At 62.5% G+C, this 18252-nt stretch carries 17 protein-coding genes, 1 pseudogene and 1 riboswitch; of the genes and pseudogenes, 5 read left to right on the forward strand and 13 right to left on the reverse strand.

The features are described 5' to 3' along the window. Positions 1-187 precede the first annotated feature (187 nt). The 3 genes from thiS to XH80_RS34705 form a co-directional block, all read right to left on the reverse strand. Positions 188-385 (reverse strand): sulfur carrier protein ThiS, encoded by a 198-nt coding sequence (gene thiS / locus XH80_RS34695; RefSeq protein WP_271602491.1) that lies wholly within the window; start codon positions 383-385, stop codon positions 188-190. Between the two features lie 7 nt (positions 386-392). After that, positions 393-1418 (reverse strand): FAD-dependent oxidoreductase, encoded by a 1026-nt coding sequence (locus XH80_RS34700; RefSeq protein WP_271602492.1) that lies wholly within the window; start codon positions 1416-1418, stop codon positions 393-395. Further along, positions 1406-1550: riboswitch (TPP riboswitch) on the reverse strand. It overlaps the preceding gene by 13 nt. Positions 1551-1679: 129 nt before the next feature. Then, positions 1680-2213 (reverse strand): lytic transglycosylase domain-containing protein, encoded by a 534-nt coding sequence (locus XH80_RS34705; protein WP_271602493.1) that lies wholly within the window; start codon positions 2211-2213, stop codon positions 1680-1682. A 224-nt stretch (positions 2214-2437) separates the two neighbouring features. Here XH80_RS34705 and XH80_RS34710 point away from each other — a divergent pair, with 224 nt between their 5' ends. Beyond that, positions 2438-2632, forward strand: coding sequence for a hypothetical protein (locus XH80_RS34710; RefSeq protein ID WP_271602494.1), 195 nt, complete (start codon positions 2438-2440; stop codon positions 2630-2632). 10 nt (positions 2633-2642) lie between these two features. Here XH80_RS34710 and XH80_RS34715 read toward each other — a convergent pair whose 3' ends face one another. Further along, entirely contained in the window at positions 2643-3968 is a 1326-nt protein-coding gene (locus XH80_RS34715) for an ATP-binding protein (protein ID WP_271602495.1), read from the reverse strand. 14 nt (positions 3969-3982) lie between these two features. After that, positions 3983-4723 (reverse strand): response regulator, encoded by a 741-nt coding sequence (locus tag XH80_RS34720; protein ID WP_271602496.1) that lies wholly within the window; start codon positions 4721-4723, stop codon positions 3983-3985. A gap of 280 nt (positions 4724-5003) precedes the next feature. Between XH80_RS34720 and XH80_RS34725 the strand changes: the two genes are divergently transcribed. Continuing rightward, complete coding sequence (locus XH80_RS34725; RefSeq protein ID WP_271602497.1) at positions 5004-5546, forward strand: PRC-barrel domain-containing protein; 543 nt, start codon at positions 5004-5006, stop codon at positions 5544-5546. A 79-nt stretch (positions 5547-5625) separates the two neighbouring features. Here XH80_RS34725 and XH80_RS34730 read toward each other — a convergent pair whose 3' ends face one another. From XH80_RS34730 to gabT, 7 genes are all read right to left on the reverse strand, one after another. Continuing rightward, a complete protein-coding gene (locus XH80_RS34730; RefSeq protein WP_271602498.1) occupies positions 5626-6840 on the reverse strand; it encodes an ABC transporter substrate-binding protein in 1215 nt (404 codons plus the stop codon). Between the two features lie 345 nt (positions 6841-7185). Continuing rightward, positions 7186-8013: an ABC transporter permease gene (locus XH80_RS34735; protein ID WP_057754278.1), complete on the reverse strand. Its 828-nt coding sequence runs from the start codon at positions 8011-8013 to the stop codon at positions 7186-7188. Next, entirely contained in the window at positions 8010-9272 is a 1263-nt protein-coding gene (locus tag XH80_RS34740; protein ID WP_271602499.1) for an ABC transporter permease, read from the reverse strand. The genes XH80_RS34735 and XH80_RS34740 overlap by 4 nt, the downstream gene beginning before the upstream one ends. Before the next feature lie 85 nt (positions 9273-9357). Then, positions 9358-10428, reverse strand: coding sequence for an ABC transporter substrate-binding protein (locus tag XH80_RS34745; protein ID WP_057754284.1), 1071 nt, complete (start codon positions 10426-10428; stop codon positions 9358-9360). A 47-nt stretch (positions 10429-10475) separates the two neighbouring features. Next, complete coding sequence (locus XH80_RS34750; protein ID WP_442868672.1) at positions 10476-11573, reverse strand: ABC transporter ATP-binding protein; 1098 nt, start codon at positions 11571-11573, stop codon at positions 10476-10478. A 319-nt stretch (positions 11574-11892) separates the two neighbouring features. Beyond that, the gene (locus XH80_RS34755) at positions 11893-13362 is read right to left on the reverse strand and encodes an NAD-dependent succinate-semialdehyde dehydrogenase (RefSeq protein WP_271602501.1); all 1470 of its coding nucleotides are present in this window, start codon (positions 13360-13362) and stop codon (positions 11893-11895) included. Between the two features lie 10 nt (positions 13363-13372). After that, on the reverse strand, positions 13373-14656 hold the full coding sequence (gene gabT, locus XH80_RS34760) for a 4-aminobutyrate--2-oxoglutarate transaminase (protein ID WP_271602502.1): 1284 nt from the start codon (positions 14654-14656) through the stop codon (positions 13373-13375). Positions 14657-14703: 47 nt separating this feature from the next. On the opposite strand from gabT, the gene XH80_RS34765 reads away from it, so the two are divergent. Then, the gene (locus tag XH80_RS34765; RefSeq protein WP_271602503.1) at positions 14704-15804 is read left to right on the forward strand and encodes a LysR substrate-binding domain-containing protein; all 1101 of its coding nucleotides are present in this window, start codon (positions 14704-14706) and stop codon (positions 15802-15804) included. A 208-nt stretch (positions 15805-16012) separates the two neighbouring features. Here XH80_RS34765 and XH80_RS44150 read toward each other — a convergent pair. Beyond that, a pseudogene (locus XH80_RS44150) lies at positions 16013-16267 on the reverse strand (LIC_13387 family protein); the annotation flags it as partial. A gap of 368 nt (positions 16268-16635) precedes the next feature. Here XH80_RS44150 and XH80_RS34770 point away from each other — a divergent pair. Next, positions 16636-17469 carry a phosphatase PAP2 family protein gene (locus XH80_RS34770; RefSeq protein ID WP_271602504.1) on the forward strand — a complete coding sequence of 278 codons (834 nt, stop codon included), beginning with the start codon at positions 16636-16638 and terminating at the stop codon, positions 17467-17469. 173 nt (positions 17470-17642) lie between these two features. Then, a complete protein-coding gene (locus XH80_RS34775) occupies positions 17643-18233 on the forward strand; it encodes a TetR/AcrR family transcriptional regulator (protein ID WP_271602505.1) in 591 nt (196 codons plus the stop codon). The last annotated feature ends 19 nt before the right edge of the window (positions 18234-18252 follow it).

The following is an 18252-nucleotide window of genomic DNA, read 5'->3' on the forward strand; positions in this document are numbered from 1 at the left end:
CTAATTTCCTTGCAGGCAACTTGCACAGACCGTCATCCTGAGGTGCGCGCACTTGCGCGCCTCGAAGGATGACAGCGCCGCTTGCGGCCATCCTTCGAGGCGAGCCGAAGACGGCTCGCACCTCCAGCGACGAGCGCTATGCGCTCGCGCGGGGATGACGGCTGAGTTCGTGGAGGCATTCATTCCCTCACCCTCCCTGCCGCGGCGTGATGATCTCGATCTCGTCGCCGGGCTTCAAGCTCGTCTCGGCCCAGCGGCTCTTCGGCACCACGTCGTAGTTCAGCGCGATGGCGAAATGGGTGCCCTCGTAGTCGAGCTCGGACAGCAGCGCATCGACGCTGGCTGAATTGATCTCGCGCTGCTCGCCATTGACGATTACAAGCATTGGACGATCACGCGCATTGCATCACCTCATTGTCGATCTGGCCGCGCTCGACGAAAGCCAGCGTCAGCTCGGCGAGGGCGGGGGCGATCAGGAAGCCGTGGCGGTAGAGCCCGTTGACGCTGATCGTGCCGCCGTGCACGCCGATGCGCGGTAAATTGTCGGGAAAGGCGGGGCGAAGGCCGGAGCCGAATTCGACGATGCGGGCCTCGCCGAACGCCGGATGTACGGCATAGGCGGCGCCCAAGAGCTCCAGCGCCGAGCGGACGCTGACGCCGGTGTCTTCGGCCTCGATCGAGGTCGCGCCCAGCATGAACAGATTGGCCTCGCGCGGGATGACGTAGAGCGGCCAGCGCGGATGGATCAGCCGCACGGGGCGCGACAGCTGCACCTCGCGGGTCTCGATCAGGATCATCTCGCCCTTGACGCCGCGCAAGCCAGGCTGCTCCTCGCGCGCGGCAAGGCCGCGGCAGTCGATCACGAGGCTTTTGGGATCAAGGTTTGCGAGCTCGGCGGCCGTGACGTCGCTGCCGAACTTGATGGTGCCGCCGGCGGCGACGATGCGCTCGTGCAGCTTCGGCAGCACGCGGCGTGGCTCGACATGGCCCTCGGTCGGGAAGAACAGCGCCTCGCGAAAACGGCCTTCCAGCGACGGTTCGAGTTCGGCAAGGCCCCCGGCATCGAGCCGGCGATGGCCCTCGGTCATCCGGGCAAAGCGCTCGAAATCGTTGCGCTCGCGCGGATGGGCGACGACCAGCGAGCCGTTGAAGGGGGTGTCGGGCAGCTCGCGGCGCCAGATATCGAGCGAGCGAAGCCCCAGGCGGCTGATGATGGGCTCGGCGACCTCCGCCTCGCAATAGGGCGCAAGCATGCCGCCGGCCCAATGGCTGGTGGCATCGGTCATGTCAGCGTCACCGCGCTCGTGCAGGGTCACGGCGTGGCCGGCTTGCGCGAACAGCAGCGCCTGCCAGGCTCCGGCTATGCCTGCGCCGATGATGGATACCGGGGAATCCGGTCGCTTGGTCGTCTGCAACATCCCTGTCCCTTCGCCGGCATGACCCGGATCAGGTTCAAAGGGTCACCGCGGTCCTGGGCGTGCTTGCCGAAGTGCAGGCTTGCCCATTTAGCGGTATCTCAGCTCCTCCTCGGAGCACCCCTCGGAACGGCTCTAATGTAGGCCAGTAGGACAGGGTGGTCAACGCATGTTGCAGCCCCGTCATTCCGGGGCGATGCGAAGCATCGAACCCGGAATCTCGAGATTCCGGGTCTGGTGCTTCGCACCATCCCGGAATGACGATCAATCGTGTGGAACCTGCGCCCGCGCGTTGCGGACCTGCTGGGCCAGCTTGCGATGCGGCGCGGGGCCGAACATCGGCTGAGGATTGCCGTTCGGCTCCAGCTGAGGCTCGAAGCTTGCCTCTCGCACCATCTCCTGGCGCTGCCGCTTTGCAGCATAGTAATAGCCGCCCGCGAAATAACGCACGGCCCGGTCGTGATCGCCATTGGCGGCGTGATAGGCACCGGCGAGATATTTGACGGCATAGGTGAGATTGGTGTTGGGGTCGCGCAGGCCGCTCGCATCGCCGGTGTAGCCGAGGCCGCGGGCGGTCGCGAGCTTGATCTGCATCAGCCCGATGGTGCCGCCATGGCCGACCAGGCCCGGCTGATAGCGGCTCTCGCGCATGATGACGCGATGCACCAGCGCCTCCGGCACGCCGTTGGCGCGCGCATGCATCGCAACCATCTCTGCATAGTCGGCCTGGCCTGCGATTGCGGCCTGCGGCAATATCAGCCCGACTGCCGCGAGAACGGCGATGCGCAAAATTTTCATTGAAATGTTCCCCGGCAGAACTGACCTGGACCGTGCGCGTTAGGCCTGCCGAACACGGCGATGATGTGGCGAAACGCCGCCACCGGCGATTTTCGCCGAGCCGTCGTTTTTACGACTCAAACATGGGTTAGGTTCGGAGCCGGCGGAGTGCCTTACGCGACAGCAGGTCTGTCCATTGGTGCATCCGCCCAAAAACCGCACCACCAGCATTCGGGAGGACGTCCGTGACCCCAGCAGACATCGGCGACATCCCCACGCATAATCCGTGTGCACAATGCGGGACACCGATCCCGTTCCCGGACTGGATCGAGCCGGGCGAGGGACGCATTTCCTATCTCTGGAAATGCCAGGCTTGTGGCTATCACTTCGAGGCGATCGCGATCTTCGATGAGCCCGTGACCGTCCCGCTCGCGGCCTGAGGCGAAGGCCTTAGGCGGCCAGCCGCGGCTGCTGCCATATCGGCAATTGCATTCGGACGATCAGCCCGTGCGGCTGGCGGTCGTGCAGCGACAGCTCGCCGCCATGGGCGAGCGCGATTGCGCGCGCGATCGACAGGCCAAGGCCGAAGCCGGTCGCATCGTCCATGGTGCGCGCATCGTCGCCGCGCACGAACGGCTCCAGCATCTCCTGCTTGCGCGCGTCCGAAATGCCGGGGCCGTCATCCTCGACATCGATGACGAGTTTTGTGCTGGATACATCGAGGCGGATCGTGACCTCGGCGCCGAAGCGCACCGCGTTCTCGACCAGGTTGGTGACGCCGCGATGCAGATCGTCGGGCCGCGCTGCGGCGGTCGCGGATGGCGGGCCTTCGTAATGCACGACATGGCCCGTGTCGCCGAACTGGTCGGCGATGAGCTGCAGCGTAGAGGCGATATCGACCAGCGTCACCGCCTCGATCTTGCGGTCGTTGCGCAGCAGCGACAGCACGCTCTCCAGCATCGAGCGCATCTGGTCGAGGTCAACAAGCATGCGCTTGCGGTTGCCTTCGTCCGCGATGAACTCGGCGCGCAGGCGCAGCCGCGTGATCGGAGTGCGCAGATCGTGGCTGATTGCCGCCAGCATCCTGGTGCGATCCGACATCAGGCGCGCAATGCGCTCATGCATGCGGTTGAGCGCGCGGGCCACGGAGCGGATCTCCTCCGGACCGCGCTCGGGCAGCGGATCGGCGGTCCCGTCCAGGCTGAAATTCTCGGCCGCCTTGGCAAAGGACGACAGCGGCGCCGCCAGCGCGCGTGCGGCCCACAGGCCGAGCACGGTGATGCAGATGAAGGCGGTCATCAGCGTGATGAGCCACGGTGCGCCCCAGAACCACGGACGCGGGCCGCTTTCGACATGGCCTGCAATCACGGTGCCGTCGGGCAATTCCACGCCGACGCGACGGGCATCGCCCTCCGGCGCGAGCTGCACCACCTTGTAGCCGCGGCCGAGATGACGGCGGATGCCACGCAGGTGCTGGGCTTCGCTGTCGTCGACCATCGCCGCTGCGCCGGGCGCCAATGTTTCGAGGTTGAGCTTCGGGAAGGCGCGCGCGAGATCTGCGACGAGGCGCGGCCGGTCGTCGGGCCTCGCCGAGCCGAGCAGCAGCGCCGCATCGGTCAGCTGATGCGCGCCATCAGGCGACGTGTCCGGGCGGTCGGGGCGGCTGAGCAGGAACGCGGTGGTGACGACGAGGTGCAGCGCGACGGTCGAAGCCAGCACCAGCGCGGCGATCTGTCCGCCGATGCCCTTGAGGTGAAAGAACCCGAACGGCTTCATCGTCGCAGAGCCCGTCAGTAGCTCGCCGGCGTGGCACACACTTCCGTTCGAGGCGTAAACAGGTAGCCTCCGGAACGCACCGTCTTGATGATGGTGGGATCGGCCGGATTGGGCTCGATCTTGCGGCGGATGCGGCTGACCAGCACGTCGATGGAGCGCTCGAACGAGCCGGTGTTGCGGCCCTGCGTCAGGTCGAGCAGGCTGTCGCGGGACAGCACGCGACCGGGACGCTCGCAGAACGTCCTGAGCAGGTCGAACTCGGCGCTGGTCACCGCGACGCGGGCGCCTTCCGGATTGCGCAGCTCGCGCAGCCGCAAATCGATGCGCCAGCCTTCGAAGGCGAGTGTCGGGGCGCCCTCGATCGAGCTCGCGGCCTGTGCGGAAGCCTGACGCCGCAGCACCGCATTGATCCGCGCGAGCAGCTCGCGCGGGTTGAACGGCTTCGGCAGATAATCGTCCGCGCCCATTTCGAGGCCGACGATGCGATCGACGTCCTCGCCGCGCGCGGTCAGCATGATGATCGGCGTCTGCGCCTCGGAGCGCACCTTGCGGCACAGGCTGAGGCCGTCTTCGCCGGGCAGCATGACGTCGAGGATGATGAGATCAACGCGGTGGTCGGCCATGGCTCGCGACATCTCGCGGCCGTCGCTCACGGCGGTGACGTTGCAGGCGTTGTTGCGCAGATATTTCGCAATCAAGGTCCGGGTTTCGCGATCGTCCTCGACGACCAGGATGTTGGGAGAAGGAATGGCCATGGGCCTTGTTTGTCCAAGATTCGGGCCAAAAGGCGAAGATTATTGTTTCAGTATATTTCCGAGCGCATGTCGGCAACGCCCCGCAACGCCGGCGCCGCCAGCATGCTTCATCCCAGGGCGCATGATTGTCGGCGAGGAACTGTGCGCCTCGCGCGTTCCAGGAACTTTTCCTCGCGCCGCAGTGCCACAAAGGCGCGACGAAATTGCCGCACCTTGGGAACTGCTGGTGACCGTCGCTGTTTTCCCCGCACGAGTTTTCTGCTGAAGGAGAGGACAAACCATGTTGATGAAATCGATCGCTGCCGGCCTGGCCGGCACTGCCTTGCTTGCGACCGTTGCGTTTGCGCAGAACCCGGCCGCCACCACCGCCGACAAATCGCCCACCGCTTCGACCGCGACGACGACAACCACGAGCGCGTCGGGCGAATGGCGCGCCTCGAAGATGGCAGGCGTGAAGGTTTATAACGAGGCGAACGAGAACATCGGCTCGATCAACGATCTGCTGATGGACAAGAGCGGCGCCGTGAAAATCGCTGTGATTGGCGTCGGCGGCTTCCTCGGCATGGGCGAGCATCTCGTTGCCGTGCCGTATGAGAAGTTGAAGTTCGTCAATGAGGCCGTGGCCTACACCGGCGCCGGGACGAACCCGGGCGCCAAGCCCGCTGCGACCACGACGACGGGTGCTGCGACCGGCACCGACAGGCCTGCTGCGACCACCACCACGACGGCGTCGTCGAGCTCGAAGTGGTATCCTGACCACGCCGTGTTCAATGCGACCAAGGACGAGCTGAAGAACATGCCCGAGTTCAAGTACTCGGAGTAATGGCTTCTAAACGCCTGAACGCAGCGCGCCCGGCTTTCACCGGGCGCGCTGTCGTGTCTTTTTCACGGGAAGAAGATCCTCAATTCCCCTTCACCAGCGGGCAGCCGCCCTTGTCGAGCGGACGGAAGGCTTCGTCGCCGGGCACGGTGGCGATCAGCTTGTAGAGATCCCACTCGCCTTTGGATTCCTCGGGCTTCTTCACCTCGAACAGATACATGTCGTGGACCATGCGGCCGTCGATGCGGATCTTGCCATTCTTGGCGAAGAAGTCGTTGATCGGCGTCTTGCGCATCTGCTCCATCACCTTCGGCGCTTCGTCGCTCTTGATGGCTTCGATCGCCTTCAGATAATGCATGGTCGCGGAATAGAGGCCGGCCTGGATCATAGTCGGCATGTGCCCGACCTTCTCGTTGAAGCGCTTGGAGAAGGCTCGCGTCTCGTCGTTCATGTCCCAGTAGAACGCGTCCGTGACGATCAGGCCTTGCGTTGCCTTGATGCCGAGTGAATGCGTGTCGGTGATTTCCTGCAGCAGCGCGATCATCTTCTGGCCGCCTTGGGTCAAGCCGAACTCCGAGGCCTGTTTCAGCGCATTGGTGGTGTCGCCGCCGGCATTCGCCAGCGCGACCACCTTGGCCTTCGAGGCCTGGGCCTGGAGCAGGAAGGACGAGAAGTCCGACGAGTTGAGCGGATGGCGGACTTCGCCGAGCACCTTGCCGCCGCTCTCCTTGACCACATTCGCGGCGTCACGCTGGAGCGCCATGCCGAAGGCATAGTCGGCGGTGACGAAGAACCAGGTGTCCTCGCCGCGCTTCACCATCGCCTTGCCGGCGACATTCGACAGCGCGTAGGTGTCGTAGGTCCAGTGCACCGTGTTGGGCGAGCAGGCGGTGCCGGTGATGTCGGACGAGCCGCCGCCGGAATTGATGTTGATCTTGTTCTTCTCGCGCGTCAGCGCCGAGATCGGCAGCGCGACCGAGGAGGTCGGCACGTCCATCACGGCGTCCACCTTCTCGTTGTCGTACCAGTTGCGGGCGATGTTGACGCCGACGTCGGGCTTGTTCTGGTGGTCGGCGGACACGACCTGGATCGGCACGCCCGCGACCTTGCCGCCGTAGTCGGCTACGGCCATCTCGACCGCGGCGAGCGAGCCCTTGCCGGTCGCGTCGGCGTAGAGGCTCGACATGTCCGTGAGCACGCCGAGCTTGACGACGTTGTCGGAAATCTGCGCCTGTGCCGCGCCCGGTGTGGCGGCGACGGCGAGGCCGGCCGCGACCGCGGCGATGAGTTTATGCATATCGTTTCTCCCTGTGTATTGTCGTTGGGGCGTTGTTGCGGGGACTGTTCTAGCGGCTATCGGCGATCGCAGCTAAGCGCTCCGCGCCATAGCAGAATGCAAAATCGGAAGGGGCGGGCGGTGTTCCTAACCCTCTCCCCTTGGGGAGAGGGTGGCTCGCCGCGATAGCGGCGAGACGGGTGAGGGGTTCTCTCCGCGAGTCCAACTCTCAATTGAATGCGCGGACAGATACCCCTCATCCGGCGCCGTTCGAAGCTTCGCTTCGGCATCCTCTTTGGAACGGCGACCGAAGGTCGCCTACGCCACCTTCTCCCACAAGGGGAGAAAGAAGAAGATCCCCGCGGCTCAGCCGCCGCCCTTGAGCCGCTCGTTACGCCGGCGCAGGCCCTCCAGCGTCGCGAGCAGGATCACCGAGACCGTCGTCAGGATCACCGCGGCTGCCGTGATGGTCGGGCTGATGTTCTCGCGGATGCCGCTGAACATTTCGCGCGGCAAAGTGCGCTGCTCGGGCCCTGCCATGAACAGCACGATCACCACCTCGTCAAAGCTGGTCGCGAAGGCGAACAGTGCACCCGATGCGAGTCCCGGCAGGATCAGCGGCAGGATCACCCGGCGGAACGCCAGAAGCGGCGAGGCGCCGAGCGAGGCGGCGGCGCGGGCGAGGTTGGTGTCGAAGCTTTGCAGCGTCGCGCCGACCGTGATCACCACGAACGGCGTTGCCAGCGCGGTGTGAGCCAGGATCAGGCCGAGATAGCTGCCGGTGAGGCCAATCGGCGCGAAGAAGAAATAGAGACCGACCGCGGTGATGACGCCGGGCACGACCACCGGCGACAGCACGAAGGCCAGCACCAGCGGCTTGAACCGGCTCTTCCACTGCGCCAGCCCAAGGGCTGCCAGCGTGCCGAGAACCATCGACAACAGCGTCGAGGCCACGCCGATGATCATGCTGTTCTTCAGCGAGTTCATCCAGCGCGGTGAGCTGATGAAGTCGTCGTACCAACGCAAGGAGAGACCCGGCAGCGGATAAGTGAGATACGAACCCGAGCTGAAGGACAGCGGCATGATCGCCAGGATCGGCGCGATCAGGAAGATGAAGACCAGCGTCGAGATGACGATGGTTGCGGTCCAGGCGATGCGCTGGCTGGGTGTGCGCAAGGAGGAAGCGTCGCTCAATTCTTCATCCCTCCCGTCACCTGCTGGCCCTGCACCAGCTTGCCATAGACGAGCGCGAGCAGGACGGTCGCGAGCAGCAGCACCGCGCCCAGCGCCGAAGCCAGGCCCCAATTAGCTGTTTCGGTGGTGTAGAGCGCGATGAAGTAGCTGATCATCTGGTCGGCGGCGCCGCCGACGAGGGCCGGCGTGATGTAATAGCCGAGCGCCAGGATGAAGACGAGCAGGCTGCCCGCGCCGATGCCGGGCAGGGTTTGCGGCATATAGATCCGCAGGAAAGCGGTGATGGGCGATGCACCAAGCGAGGCGGCGGCACGCATATAGGCCGGCGAGATCGCCTTCATGCTGCTGTACAGCGGCAGGATCATGAACGGCAGCAGCACGTGGGTCATGGCCACGCAGACGCCGAAGCGGTTGTAGATCAGGCGCAGCGGCTCGTCGATGATGCCGAGCCAGTGCAGGCTGTCATTGACGACGCCCTTGCTTTGCAACAGCACGATCCAGGCGCAGGTTCGAACCAGAAGCGAGGTCCAGAACGGCAGCAGCACGAAGATCATCAACAGGTTCGACCGGCCCGGCGGCAGCGTCGCCAGCAAATAGGCGACCGGGAAGCCGAGGACCAGGCAGAGCACCGTGACACCGAGGCTGATCAGGAAAGTGCGGCCGAAGACATCGCGGTAGATGGCCTGATCCGGCGGAGCCGCGACGATCGCGCCGTCCGCGTTCCTGACAAGGTCGAGCGCGCCCAGCAGGTAGAAGCTGGTGACCGGACCACTGGCGCCCCTGATCGTCGTCCAGGTGGCGCGGTCGCGCCAGGCCGGGTTGATCTTGCCCAGCGTCTCCTTGGCCGTGCCCGGCTCCGGCATCGCTTTCAGATTGCGTGCGGTGCTGGTGAGGATCGTGCGAAAACCGTTTTGGGCGTAGTTGAGCCGCTTGGCGGCGATGGCGATGGTGCCGGCGGTGCGCGCCGCCTCGATGTCGCTTGCCAGGGCGGCATAGGCCTTTTCGTCCGGCACATCCTTGCCGTCCCAACTGGCGAGAGCCGCGACCGTCTGCGGTAGAACCTGGCGCACCTCGTGGTCATCGACCGCGTGCCACAGCATGCCGGCGATGGGCCCGGCGAAGGTGAACAGCAGAAACAGCAGCAGCGGTAGAACCAGCGCCAGCGCCTTGATCTGGCGCGCGCGCTCCGCCCGCTTCAGGCGGCGCTTGAGCGACACGTTGGTCTTCACATCGGCGCCGGTGAGGGAGGCTGCTGTCATGGGTTGATCATTTCAGGCAAGGGGCGGTGCGCCGGCGAAAGGGTCTCGCCCCTCCGCCCGCGCCGCACGCCGGTTCGATCGCGCGCTATTTCGCGGCCCATTTGTTGAAGCGCTCGGTCAGCTTGTCGATGTTTTCGAGCCAGAAGGCGACGTTGATCTCGACCGCGTTCTTGATGTTGTCAGGCGCCGTCGGCAGATCCTTCAGGACGGCCGGCGGGATCAGGGCGGCGGCATCCTTGTTCGAGGTGCCGTAGGCAATGTTCTGCGACAGCTTGGACTGGTTTTCCGCCTTGCCGACGAAGTCCAGGAATTTGTAGGCCGCGTCCTTGTTCGGGCTGCCCTTCAGGATGACCCAGCTGTCGAGCGTGAACAGCGCGCCGTCCCACACCATGCCAAAGTTCTTCTTCTCGTTCTTGTTCGCAGTGTCGATCCGGCCGTTGTAGACCGAGGTCATGGCCACCTCGCCGGAGGCGAGCAATTGCGGCGGCTGGGCGCCGGCCTTCCACCAGACGAGGTCGCCCTTGATGGTGTCGAGCTTCTTGAACGCGCGATCGACGCCTTCGTCGGTCGCCAGCACCTTGTAGACGTCCTTCGGCGGGACGCCGTCGGCCATGAGGGCGATCTCGAGTGTGGTCTTCGGGCCCTGGCGCAAGGCGCGCTTGCCGGGGATCTTCTTGGTGTCGAAGAAGTCGGCCCAGCCATTGGGCGCTTCCTTCAGCTTGTCCTTGTCGTAGCCGAGCACGAAATCATAGAGGATGGCGCCGACGCCGCAGGGATTGACCGACGGCTGGATATAGGCGGCCTCGCCGCCGATCTTGGAATAATCCAGCTTCTCGTAGAGGCCTTCCTCGCAGCCGACCGCGAGCTCGTCGCTCTCGACCTGCACGACGTCCCAGGTGGCGGCGCCACCCTGCACCTTGGCGCGCAACACGCCGACGCCGCCGTCCCAGGATTCGTCGTTCATGGCAATGCCTGACGCCTTCTTGAACGGCTCGAAATAGACCTTCTTCTGCGCGTCCTGATAGGCGCCGCCCCACGACACGACGGTGAGGTCACGCGCCTGCGCAACCGTCGCCAGCGCCGCGCTGGCGGTGAACGCCGCGACGAAACCCAGAGCAATCTTGCCAGTCATCTTGCTGGTCTTGCGCTTCAGCATGGTCGTTGTCCTTCTTCTGGTGAGTTGCGTTGAGGTTGATCGGTCAATCAAACGGGGTCGAGCGCGAGGCAGTCCTCGGGGCGGAAGCTGATGAAGACGCTTTCACCTGATCTCAGCCGGTCATGCGCGCCTGGCTGCAGCTTGACCATGAACTCTGTATTCCCGGCGACATCGAGCACGGCCAGCGCATGGTCGCCGAGATAGATGGTGTTCTGCACCTTGGCCGGCAGCCGGTTCGCACCGTCGCTGGAGGCGCCGTCGGGGACAATCGCGACCCGCTCCGGCCGCACCGACAGCGAGGTCGCAGCTCCCGCGCCCGAGACGTTGACCGCACGGGCCATGACGGTGCCGCCGGCGGCCAGCAAGACGCGGCAATAATCCTTGTCTGTTGTCTCGACCGTGCCTGACAGCACGTTGTTCTCGCCGACGAAATTGGCGACGAAGCTGTTCACCGGACGCTCGTACAGCGCATCGGGCCTGTCGATCTGCTGCACGATGCCGTCGTTGAACACGGCGATGCGGTCCGACATGGTGAGCGCTTCGCTCTGGTCGTGGGTGACGTAGACGACGGTGATGCCCATGGTCTCGTGCAGCTGCTTGATCTCCAGCTGCATCTGCTCGCGCAGGCGCTTGTCGAGCGCGCCGAGCGGCTCGTCCATCAGCACCAGCTGCGGGTTGAACACCAGCGCGCGCGCCAGCGCCACGCGCTGCTGCTGGCCGCCGGAAAGCTGCCCGGGCCGCCGCTGCGCCAGCGTTTCCATCTTGATCATGCGCAGCGCCGCCTTGACGCGCTCCTGCGTTTCCGCCTTGCTCGTCTTGCGCACGGAGAGCGGGAAGGCGACGTTCTCCTCGATCGTCAGGTGCGGAAACAGCGCATAGTTCTGGAACACCATGCCGATGTCGCGCTTGTGCGGCGGCATGTTCTTGATCGGGCGGTCGGCGAGGTAGATCTCGCCCTGGGTCGGCACCTCGAAGCCGGCCAGCATCATCAGCGTGGTGGTCTTGCCCGAGCCCGAGGGGCCGAGCAGCGTGATGAACTCGCCCTTTTTGATGTCGAGATCGAGGTGCTTCACCACGAGGTGCTCGCCATCATAGGTCTTCTGAATGCCGGAAAAGCGCACCAGGATGGGCGCGGGCATGGCCATGCTGCCTTGAATGGCGTCCTCTCGTGCTGCCGGCATATCCTGAGCGGTCGCCATCATCGATCAGAACTTCCGGAAGGTGCGCGCGTGTCGGCCTTGGTTATCGAAAAGTCGTGGCCGCTCGTCATGACTATCAATGTCTCCGGATAGGGTTGTCGAGACGGGAGCGTCGTCCAATTCTGTCTGAGGCAAAGGAGCCTGGACTGGCCGGGAATGCCACTGCCTTGTTTCCGTTCATGGTCACGCGATGGTGGATGTGGCATGAATTGCACGAGCCAAACGCCTCGACCAAGAGCAACGTAGCCATCGCCCGCCTCGGATTTCAAGCCCGAACTGCAAGACATGCGTATTTCAGTTCAGTAAATTCGAGAATCCCATGGTGCGATCCTTCGCGGGAGTTGCCGCTCTCTTTCACTCCGCCGAAGGGAGCGAGCTCGGTTGAAATCAGGCCCGTGTTGATCCCGACGATTCCGAAGTCGAGTCTCTCGAGGACGCGAAAGATGCGGCTGACGTCGCGGGAGTAGAGGTAGGCGGCGAGCCCCGATGTCGTGCTGTTTGCCGCCGCGACGACCTCGTCCTCGCTCCTGAAGCGAAAGATGGGGGCAATCGGACCGAACGTTTCTTCCTGGCTCAGAAGCATCTCGTCGGTCGCGCCTTGAAGTACGGTCGGCTCAAAAAAAGTGCCACCAAGGGGGTGGCGCTGACCGCCAATGACGATTGAGGCGCCCTTGGACACGGCATCGTCAAGATGCGCCTCGACCTTGGCCAATGCCCGTTCGTTGATGAGAGGCCCCTGCTCGACATTGTCATCGAGTCCATCGCCCACGCGCAGCGTGGCGACCTTGGCAGCCAGTTTCTTCACGTAAGCGTCGTGAACACCATCCTGAACGTAGATCCGGTTGGTGCAGACGCATGTTTGTCCCATGTTTCTGTATTTTGAAACGAGTGTACCTTCGACGGCACCATCAAGATCGGCGTCGTCGAAAACAATGAACGGCGCATTACCACCGAGTTCAAGAGCAACTCTTTTGACGGTCGCCGCCGCCTGAGCCATCAACACCTTCCCAACAGCCGTGGAGCCCGTAAAACCCACGAGGCGCACCGCCGGATGCGTCGTAAGAACCGAGCCGATCTCCTTGGCATCTCCGGTGATCACATTCAGCGTTCCGGCAGGAAACCCGGCGCGATGGGCGAGCTCGGCGAGAGCGAGCGCCGTGAGCGGCGTTTCCGGCGCGGGCTTCACCACGGCGGTACAGCCAGCCGCGAGCGCCGGAGCGATCTTGCGAGTGATCATGGCAGCTGGAAAATTCCAGGGCGTGATGGCCGCCACGACTCCAATCGGACGCCGCTGCACTAAAATGCGCGCGTCTGCACGATGCGAGGAAAGGAGCTCCCCAGCAACCCGCTTTGCTTCTTCTGCGTAGAATTCGATGTAGGCCGCCGCGTAGTCGATCTCTCCTCGTGCCTCGGCGAGTGGCTTCCCCTGCTCACTGGTGAGAATGATCGCGAGATCCTCGCGCGCGGCAACTACGAGATCGAACCAGCGGCGAAGGATTGCGCTCCGCTCCTTGCAGGTTCGTGCCGCCCAGGGCCCAAAGGCAGCGGCAGCAGCCTCGACTGCATTCGTCGTTTCCTGAGCGCCGACACCGGACACAGCTGCAATCACTTGTCCATTCGCAGGATTCTTGACGGTGGTGTTTGCGACACCGACAAATTGACCGTTGATGTAAGCCTGCAACCTCAGAAGCGAACGGTCGGCAAGCCGTTCGACAAGCGGCATCGATTTCAGCATGGGCTTGTACTCAGCGCGCGTTGGCGAGGGCGTTTTGAAGCTTGGCAAGCCCCTCGATCAGGAGGGTGTCCGATATCGTGAGTGGCATCAGCAATCGGATGGTATTGGCATGTGCGCCACAGGCCAGGAGAATCAGCCCCTGCTTCAAGGCCTCCTGAATCACCCGTTTTGTCCCGTCGGGATCGGGCTCCGCGGCCCCGCCCGACTTCAATACATCGAATGCGACCATCGCTCCTGGGCCGCGAACGAACCCAATTGGAATCGTATCGTTGCGCCGCGCGATGTGCTGAAGCTCGTCCCGCACCAGCGCGCCAAGCCTGTTGGCTCGGTCGAGCAGTTTTTCCTCGACAATGACATCGAGAACCGCAAGCGCTGCTGCGCACGCTATCGGGTTACCGGCATACGTGCCGCCCAGACCACCGGGCTCTGGAGCCTCCATGATGGCCGACCTCCCGATGACGCCGGAAAGCGGAAATCCGCCGGCGAGGGATTTCGCAATCGTGACGAGATCGGGTTCGATGCCGGAATGCTCGATGCCAAACATCTTTCCGGTGCGCCCGAATCCGGTCTGCACCTCATCGGCGATCAGGACGATACCTTCGGCGTCGCAGATGCGTCGTAACGCGGCAAGCAGTTCGGCCGGAGCCGGGTGAAACCCACCCTCGCCCTGAACCGGCTCGATGATGACCGCCGCAACGTTCGCCGGTTCGACGTCCGCACGAAACAGATGGTCGATCGCGTTCAAAGTGTCGGCGACCGACGTTCCATACTGCGGCACCGGGAAGGGGACGTGCCAGACTCCGGCCGGCATCGGACCGAACTTTTTCTTGTAGGGCGCAATCTTTCCCGTCAGCGCACTCGTCATGAGAGTACGGCCATGAAAACCGCCGGAAAACGCGATCACGTCCGTGCGGCGCGTGTGGGCGCGCGCGATCTTCACGGCGTTCTCGACCGCCTCCGCGCCGGTCGAGAACAAGATGCTCTTGGCATCGCCCTTGAAGGGCGCAAGTTTACTGAGTCGTTCGCACAGGGCCACATAGGGCTCGTAAGGGATGACCTGGAACGCGGTATGAGTGTAGGCGGCCAATTGAGCCTGAACCGCCTTCAGAACCGCGGGATGTCTGTGCCCGGTGTTCAGGACCGCTATGCCGCCGGCGAAATCGATAAAGCGATTGCCGTCCGCGTCCCATAGCTGGGAATTGTCCGCGCGAGTGGCAAAAACGGGAAACGCGGAAGCGAGCCCACGTGGAATTGCAGCGGCACGACGGGACTGGAGCAGAGCGTTATCGGACACGAGCTACTTTCCTCCTGAATTCGGAAAAGGCTACCTTCCTTCACGGCATGGCCGGTATCGTTTTGATTGCGACGCAGTGGTTCACGAGACGCACCACCATTGATTCCGGAGGCGGTGGTGCATTACAGTTTCCACTGAAGAGCAAGGGCGAGACGATGAAGTCACTTACGAGGCCTATGCCGAAAGCCAACGGTGCAGAGGATGTCCCCCTCGAATCGCCCAGAATGCCACCACTGATCATGGTCCGGGCATTCGAGGCGGCGGCGAGAGCCGGAAGCATGCGGAAGGCTGCCGACGATATTGGCGTAAGCCACACCGTCATCAGTCGTCACGTTCGAAACCTAGAGGTTTGGTCTGGTCGGAAGCTGCTCGATACCGGGCCACGGGGTACCCTGCTGACACAGGAAGGCGCGATTTTTTACCGAGCCGTATCCGAGGCATTTCAAATCATCGCCGCTGCGGCGGTCGAGTTGCGCCCCCGCACGCGCAGGGGCATGTTGCGCATCTGGGCAATGCCGGGCCTTGCAACGCGCTGGCTCGCTCCACGCTTGTCTGAGATCGAACGAACGCTGGCTGGTGCAGATATTGTCCTCAGGGCGATCGATCGGTTGCCGGACTTCTCGAAGTCGGAAGCAGACGTGATGATCGGTTTCGGTTCAAAAGCCGACCTGCCCGCGGGCGCAACGTGGCTGATCAGTCCGAGAGCGTTCCCGGTTGCGAGCAAGGTCTGGATCGAGAAAAACGGGCAGCCGGAGAACTTGGCAGAGCTCTCGAGACTCCCGTTGATCCACGAGGAGAGCCGCCAACAGTGGACGAATTGGTTCAAAGGCGCCGGCTACAAGCTAAGAACCGCACTGAAAGGGCCCCTGCTCTGGGACGCCAACATGGCAATAGACGCCGCCTTGGCGGGCCAAGGCATCGTCTTGGCTTCCCGCCTTACCGTTGCTCGAGAGATCGATGGCGGAAACCTCGTCGAGCTTCTAGGCACCAACGTTAAGCTCAATGGATATTATCTTCACATTAGGCCGGAGCGCTCTCATGCCCCTCTTATAGAGGGGTTTCGTTTATGGCTCGAGGACGGCCTGCGAAAGGAAGAGCAAAGCAGGCAAGATCTCAAGCATGTGTCGGTGCACCACGCACGTTCCTGATCAGTTCGGCGCTGACATCTGCATTCGCAATCCGCGAAGTTCGGGGGGAGGGCTCCGCCTTGCGTCATGGCCGATGACGGCCGTCGGGACGCGCGCGGACCCGCCGAGAAGGCGCGCTACGGCAGCTTCGTCAGCGAGACGTTCAGCGTCCCGCCCGGCACGGGGGCGGTTAGCAAGCGCGCGCACTCCATGGGATCGTTCAAGCGGGTTACGTCGCGGTCGAGGTCAAATGAAAGCAAATTGCTGCAGCTACGAAACAAGCCAATCCGAACCCTGTGCCAACTGCCGGTCCCCAAAACCAATATCGAAGCGATAGTCCGACATAAAGGCCTGCCACCGCAATTGCGGTAAAATGAAGCGATGGCGACAAAGCGAAGCCTGGAAAGCATTTCCAGGCGATAGCTAGAAATGCGCCCCCGAAAAGCATCAAGCTGACGCTATGACTGATGTTGAATCCGACCCACGCATCCCAGACGAAACATCTCGACTAAGCCGTAGTCGAGCTCCTTCCATCGCAATACGCACGCCATTATCAACCGGAACTAAAGCGCGAGGAATCCACTGATCCCGTAGGATCAAAAATAAATGGTAGACGCCGAGCGTCAAAAACACCGTCGCGCCCAACGATAAAAACCCTCGCGCCATGATCATTCCTGGTCATTTGTTACAGAGCAATTGTAGCTCTCGAGCGGACACTTTACCTAGCCGCCTTGATATTCTATAAAAGTGCACGATCGTGCACTTTTGTCAAGAGAAGCCTGCTTGCACCGACCCCGGTGCACCCGGCTCTTCAATGCACATTGAAACGTTGAATTTGTAAGCGAGTTGTCCATGAACCTTCATTTCGATCTGGCGGCCATGATCTGGCTGGCTGACCACCGCATGTCATGGTTGACCTCTCTGCTGGCGGTCGTCGCTCGGCTGGGAGATGTGGAAGGGTATATCGTCGTGAGCACCTTCATTTATGTTGCTTACGACAAGACTCTCGGTGTCCGTTTGACGTTGATCGCGTCGTTGACGATGTGCCTGAATCACGCCCTGAAGCTGGTGATCGCAAATCCCAGGCCGTTTATCCTCGAGGGAACGCATCTTTGGCGTTGGGCTGTATCGCCTGAGCAGGTCCATGCGCTCGCAGCAGAGTTCTCAACTCCCTCCGGAAATGCGATGACAGCTGCCGCGTTCTATACGTACCTTTATGCGGTCGTTCGAGTTGGATGGGTCAGAGCGACGGCGATAGTCTCAATACTGGGTATCGGAATGGCCCGGCCCTACCTTGGCGTTCATTATATTGAAGATATTTTGATCGGCTGGAGTCTCGGAATCCTCTGCGGCCTGATTGCAATTTCTCAGGAGAATAACATTGCCGAATTGTGGAGGGTCATCTCGATCAAGTGGCGGACAGCGACGGCTATTGCGGCGGGGCCACTTGTCGTGTTGGCGTTCGCCATTGTTCGCTGGCAAATCGATCTCCAGCCGCGATTGCTTCTTGGTTATGTGGGCGCTGCAACGGGCGTGCTGATTGGTCGGCATCTCGAACTACGGCTTGTGAGCTTCGATCCGCAAAGCGGAACATGGGCATCAAAGCTCGTTCGTTTTGTTTTGACCATTGCAATTGCGCTGGGCGTACTTTCCGGTCTTGGGCGGGTTTGTGCGACTGTTGCTTAAGTGGACAGCGTTGCCGGCTATGCGCTGCAATACTTGCGTTACACCTGCGTGGGCCTTGTCGTGATTTTCGGGGCGCCCTTTGCATTTGTTCGCTTAGGCCTGGCAACACGTGTTGTAGAGTTATCTGGCACGATTGACTCCCGATTCATGCCGACAGTGAAAGCTCCAGTACGATGATGACATCCAAAGCTGTTCAAACGCGCGATCGGATAGTTGGCGAGGCGCTTTCGCAGGGAACGCGGCGCGGCTATGCCGTCGTCAGTTTGGCGGACATTGCAGCGGCCCTTGAGCTATCGAAAAGCGCTGTTTTCAAGCACTTTGGTGCAAAGGAGACGCTGCAACTCGCAGTTATCGAGGAGCTCGCACGGCGGTTCACTCACCATGTATGGCACCCCGCCAGGCGGCTACCAGCAGGTGTTCCACGTTTGGACAGCATATTTGACAACTGGCTGGCATGGATCTCGGACGGCGACGGAGGGTGTGGCATCGTGCAAGCGCAGATTGAGTTTGACGATTGTCCAGGTCCAGTGAGGGCTTATTTGAAGAAGCAGCAGAGAGTTTGGAATAAAACCCTGGCCCGTGAATTCGCTGCAGCCTCGCGACGCAAAGCCCAAGATCCTATGGTGCATCAATTCGCGTTCGAGTTCCGAGGTTTCATGTTCGGTTTCAACCAGAGTTTCCGGCTGTTGGACGATCCTAGTGCCCGCGCAATGACAACTCGCGCGTATCAAGCCCTGCTTGAGCGTGCCGTCCCAAATCGGTGACGGCCCTGCGCGAGCTTGT

Source organism: Bradyrhizobium sp. CCBAU 45384 (assembly GCF_028128665.1).
Taxonomy (GTDB): Bacteria; Pseudomonadota; Alphaproteobacteria; order Rhizobiales; family Xanthobacteraceae; genus Bradyrhizobium; species Bradyrhizobium manausense.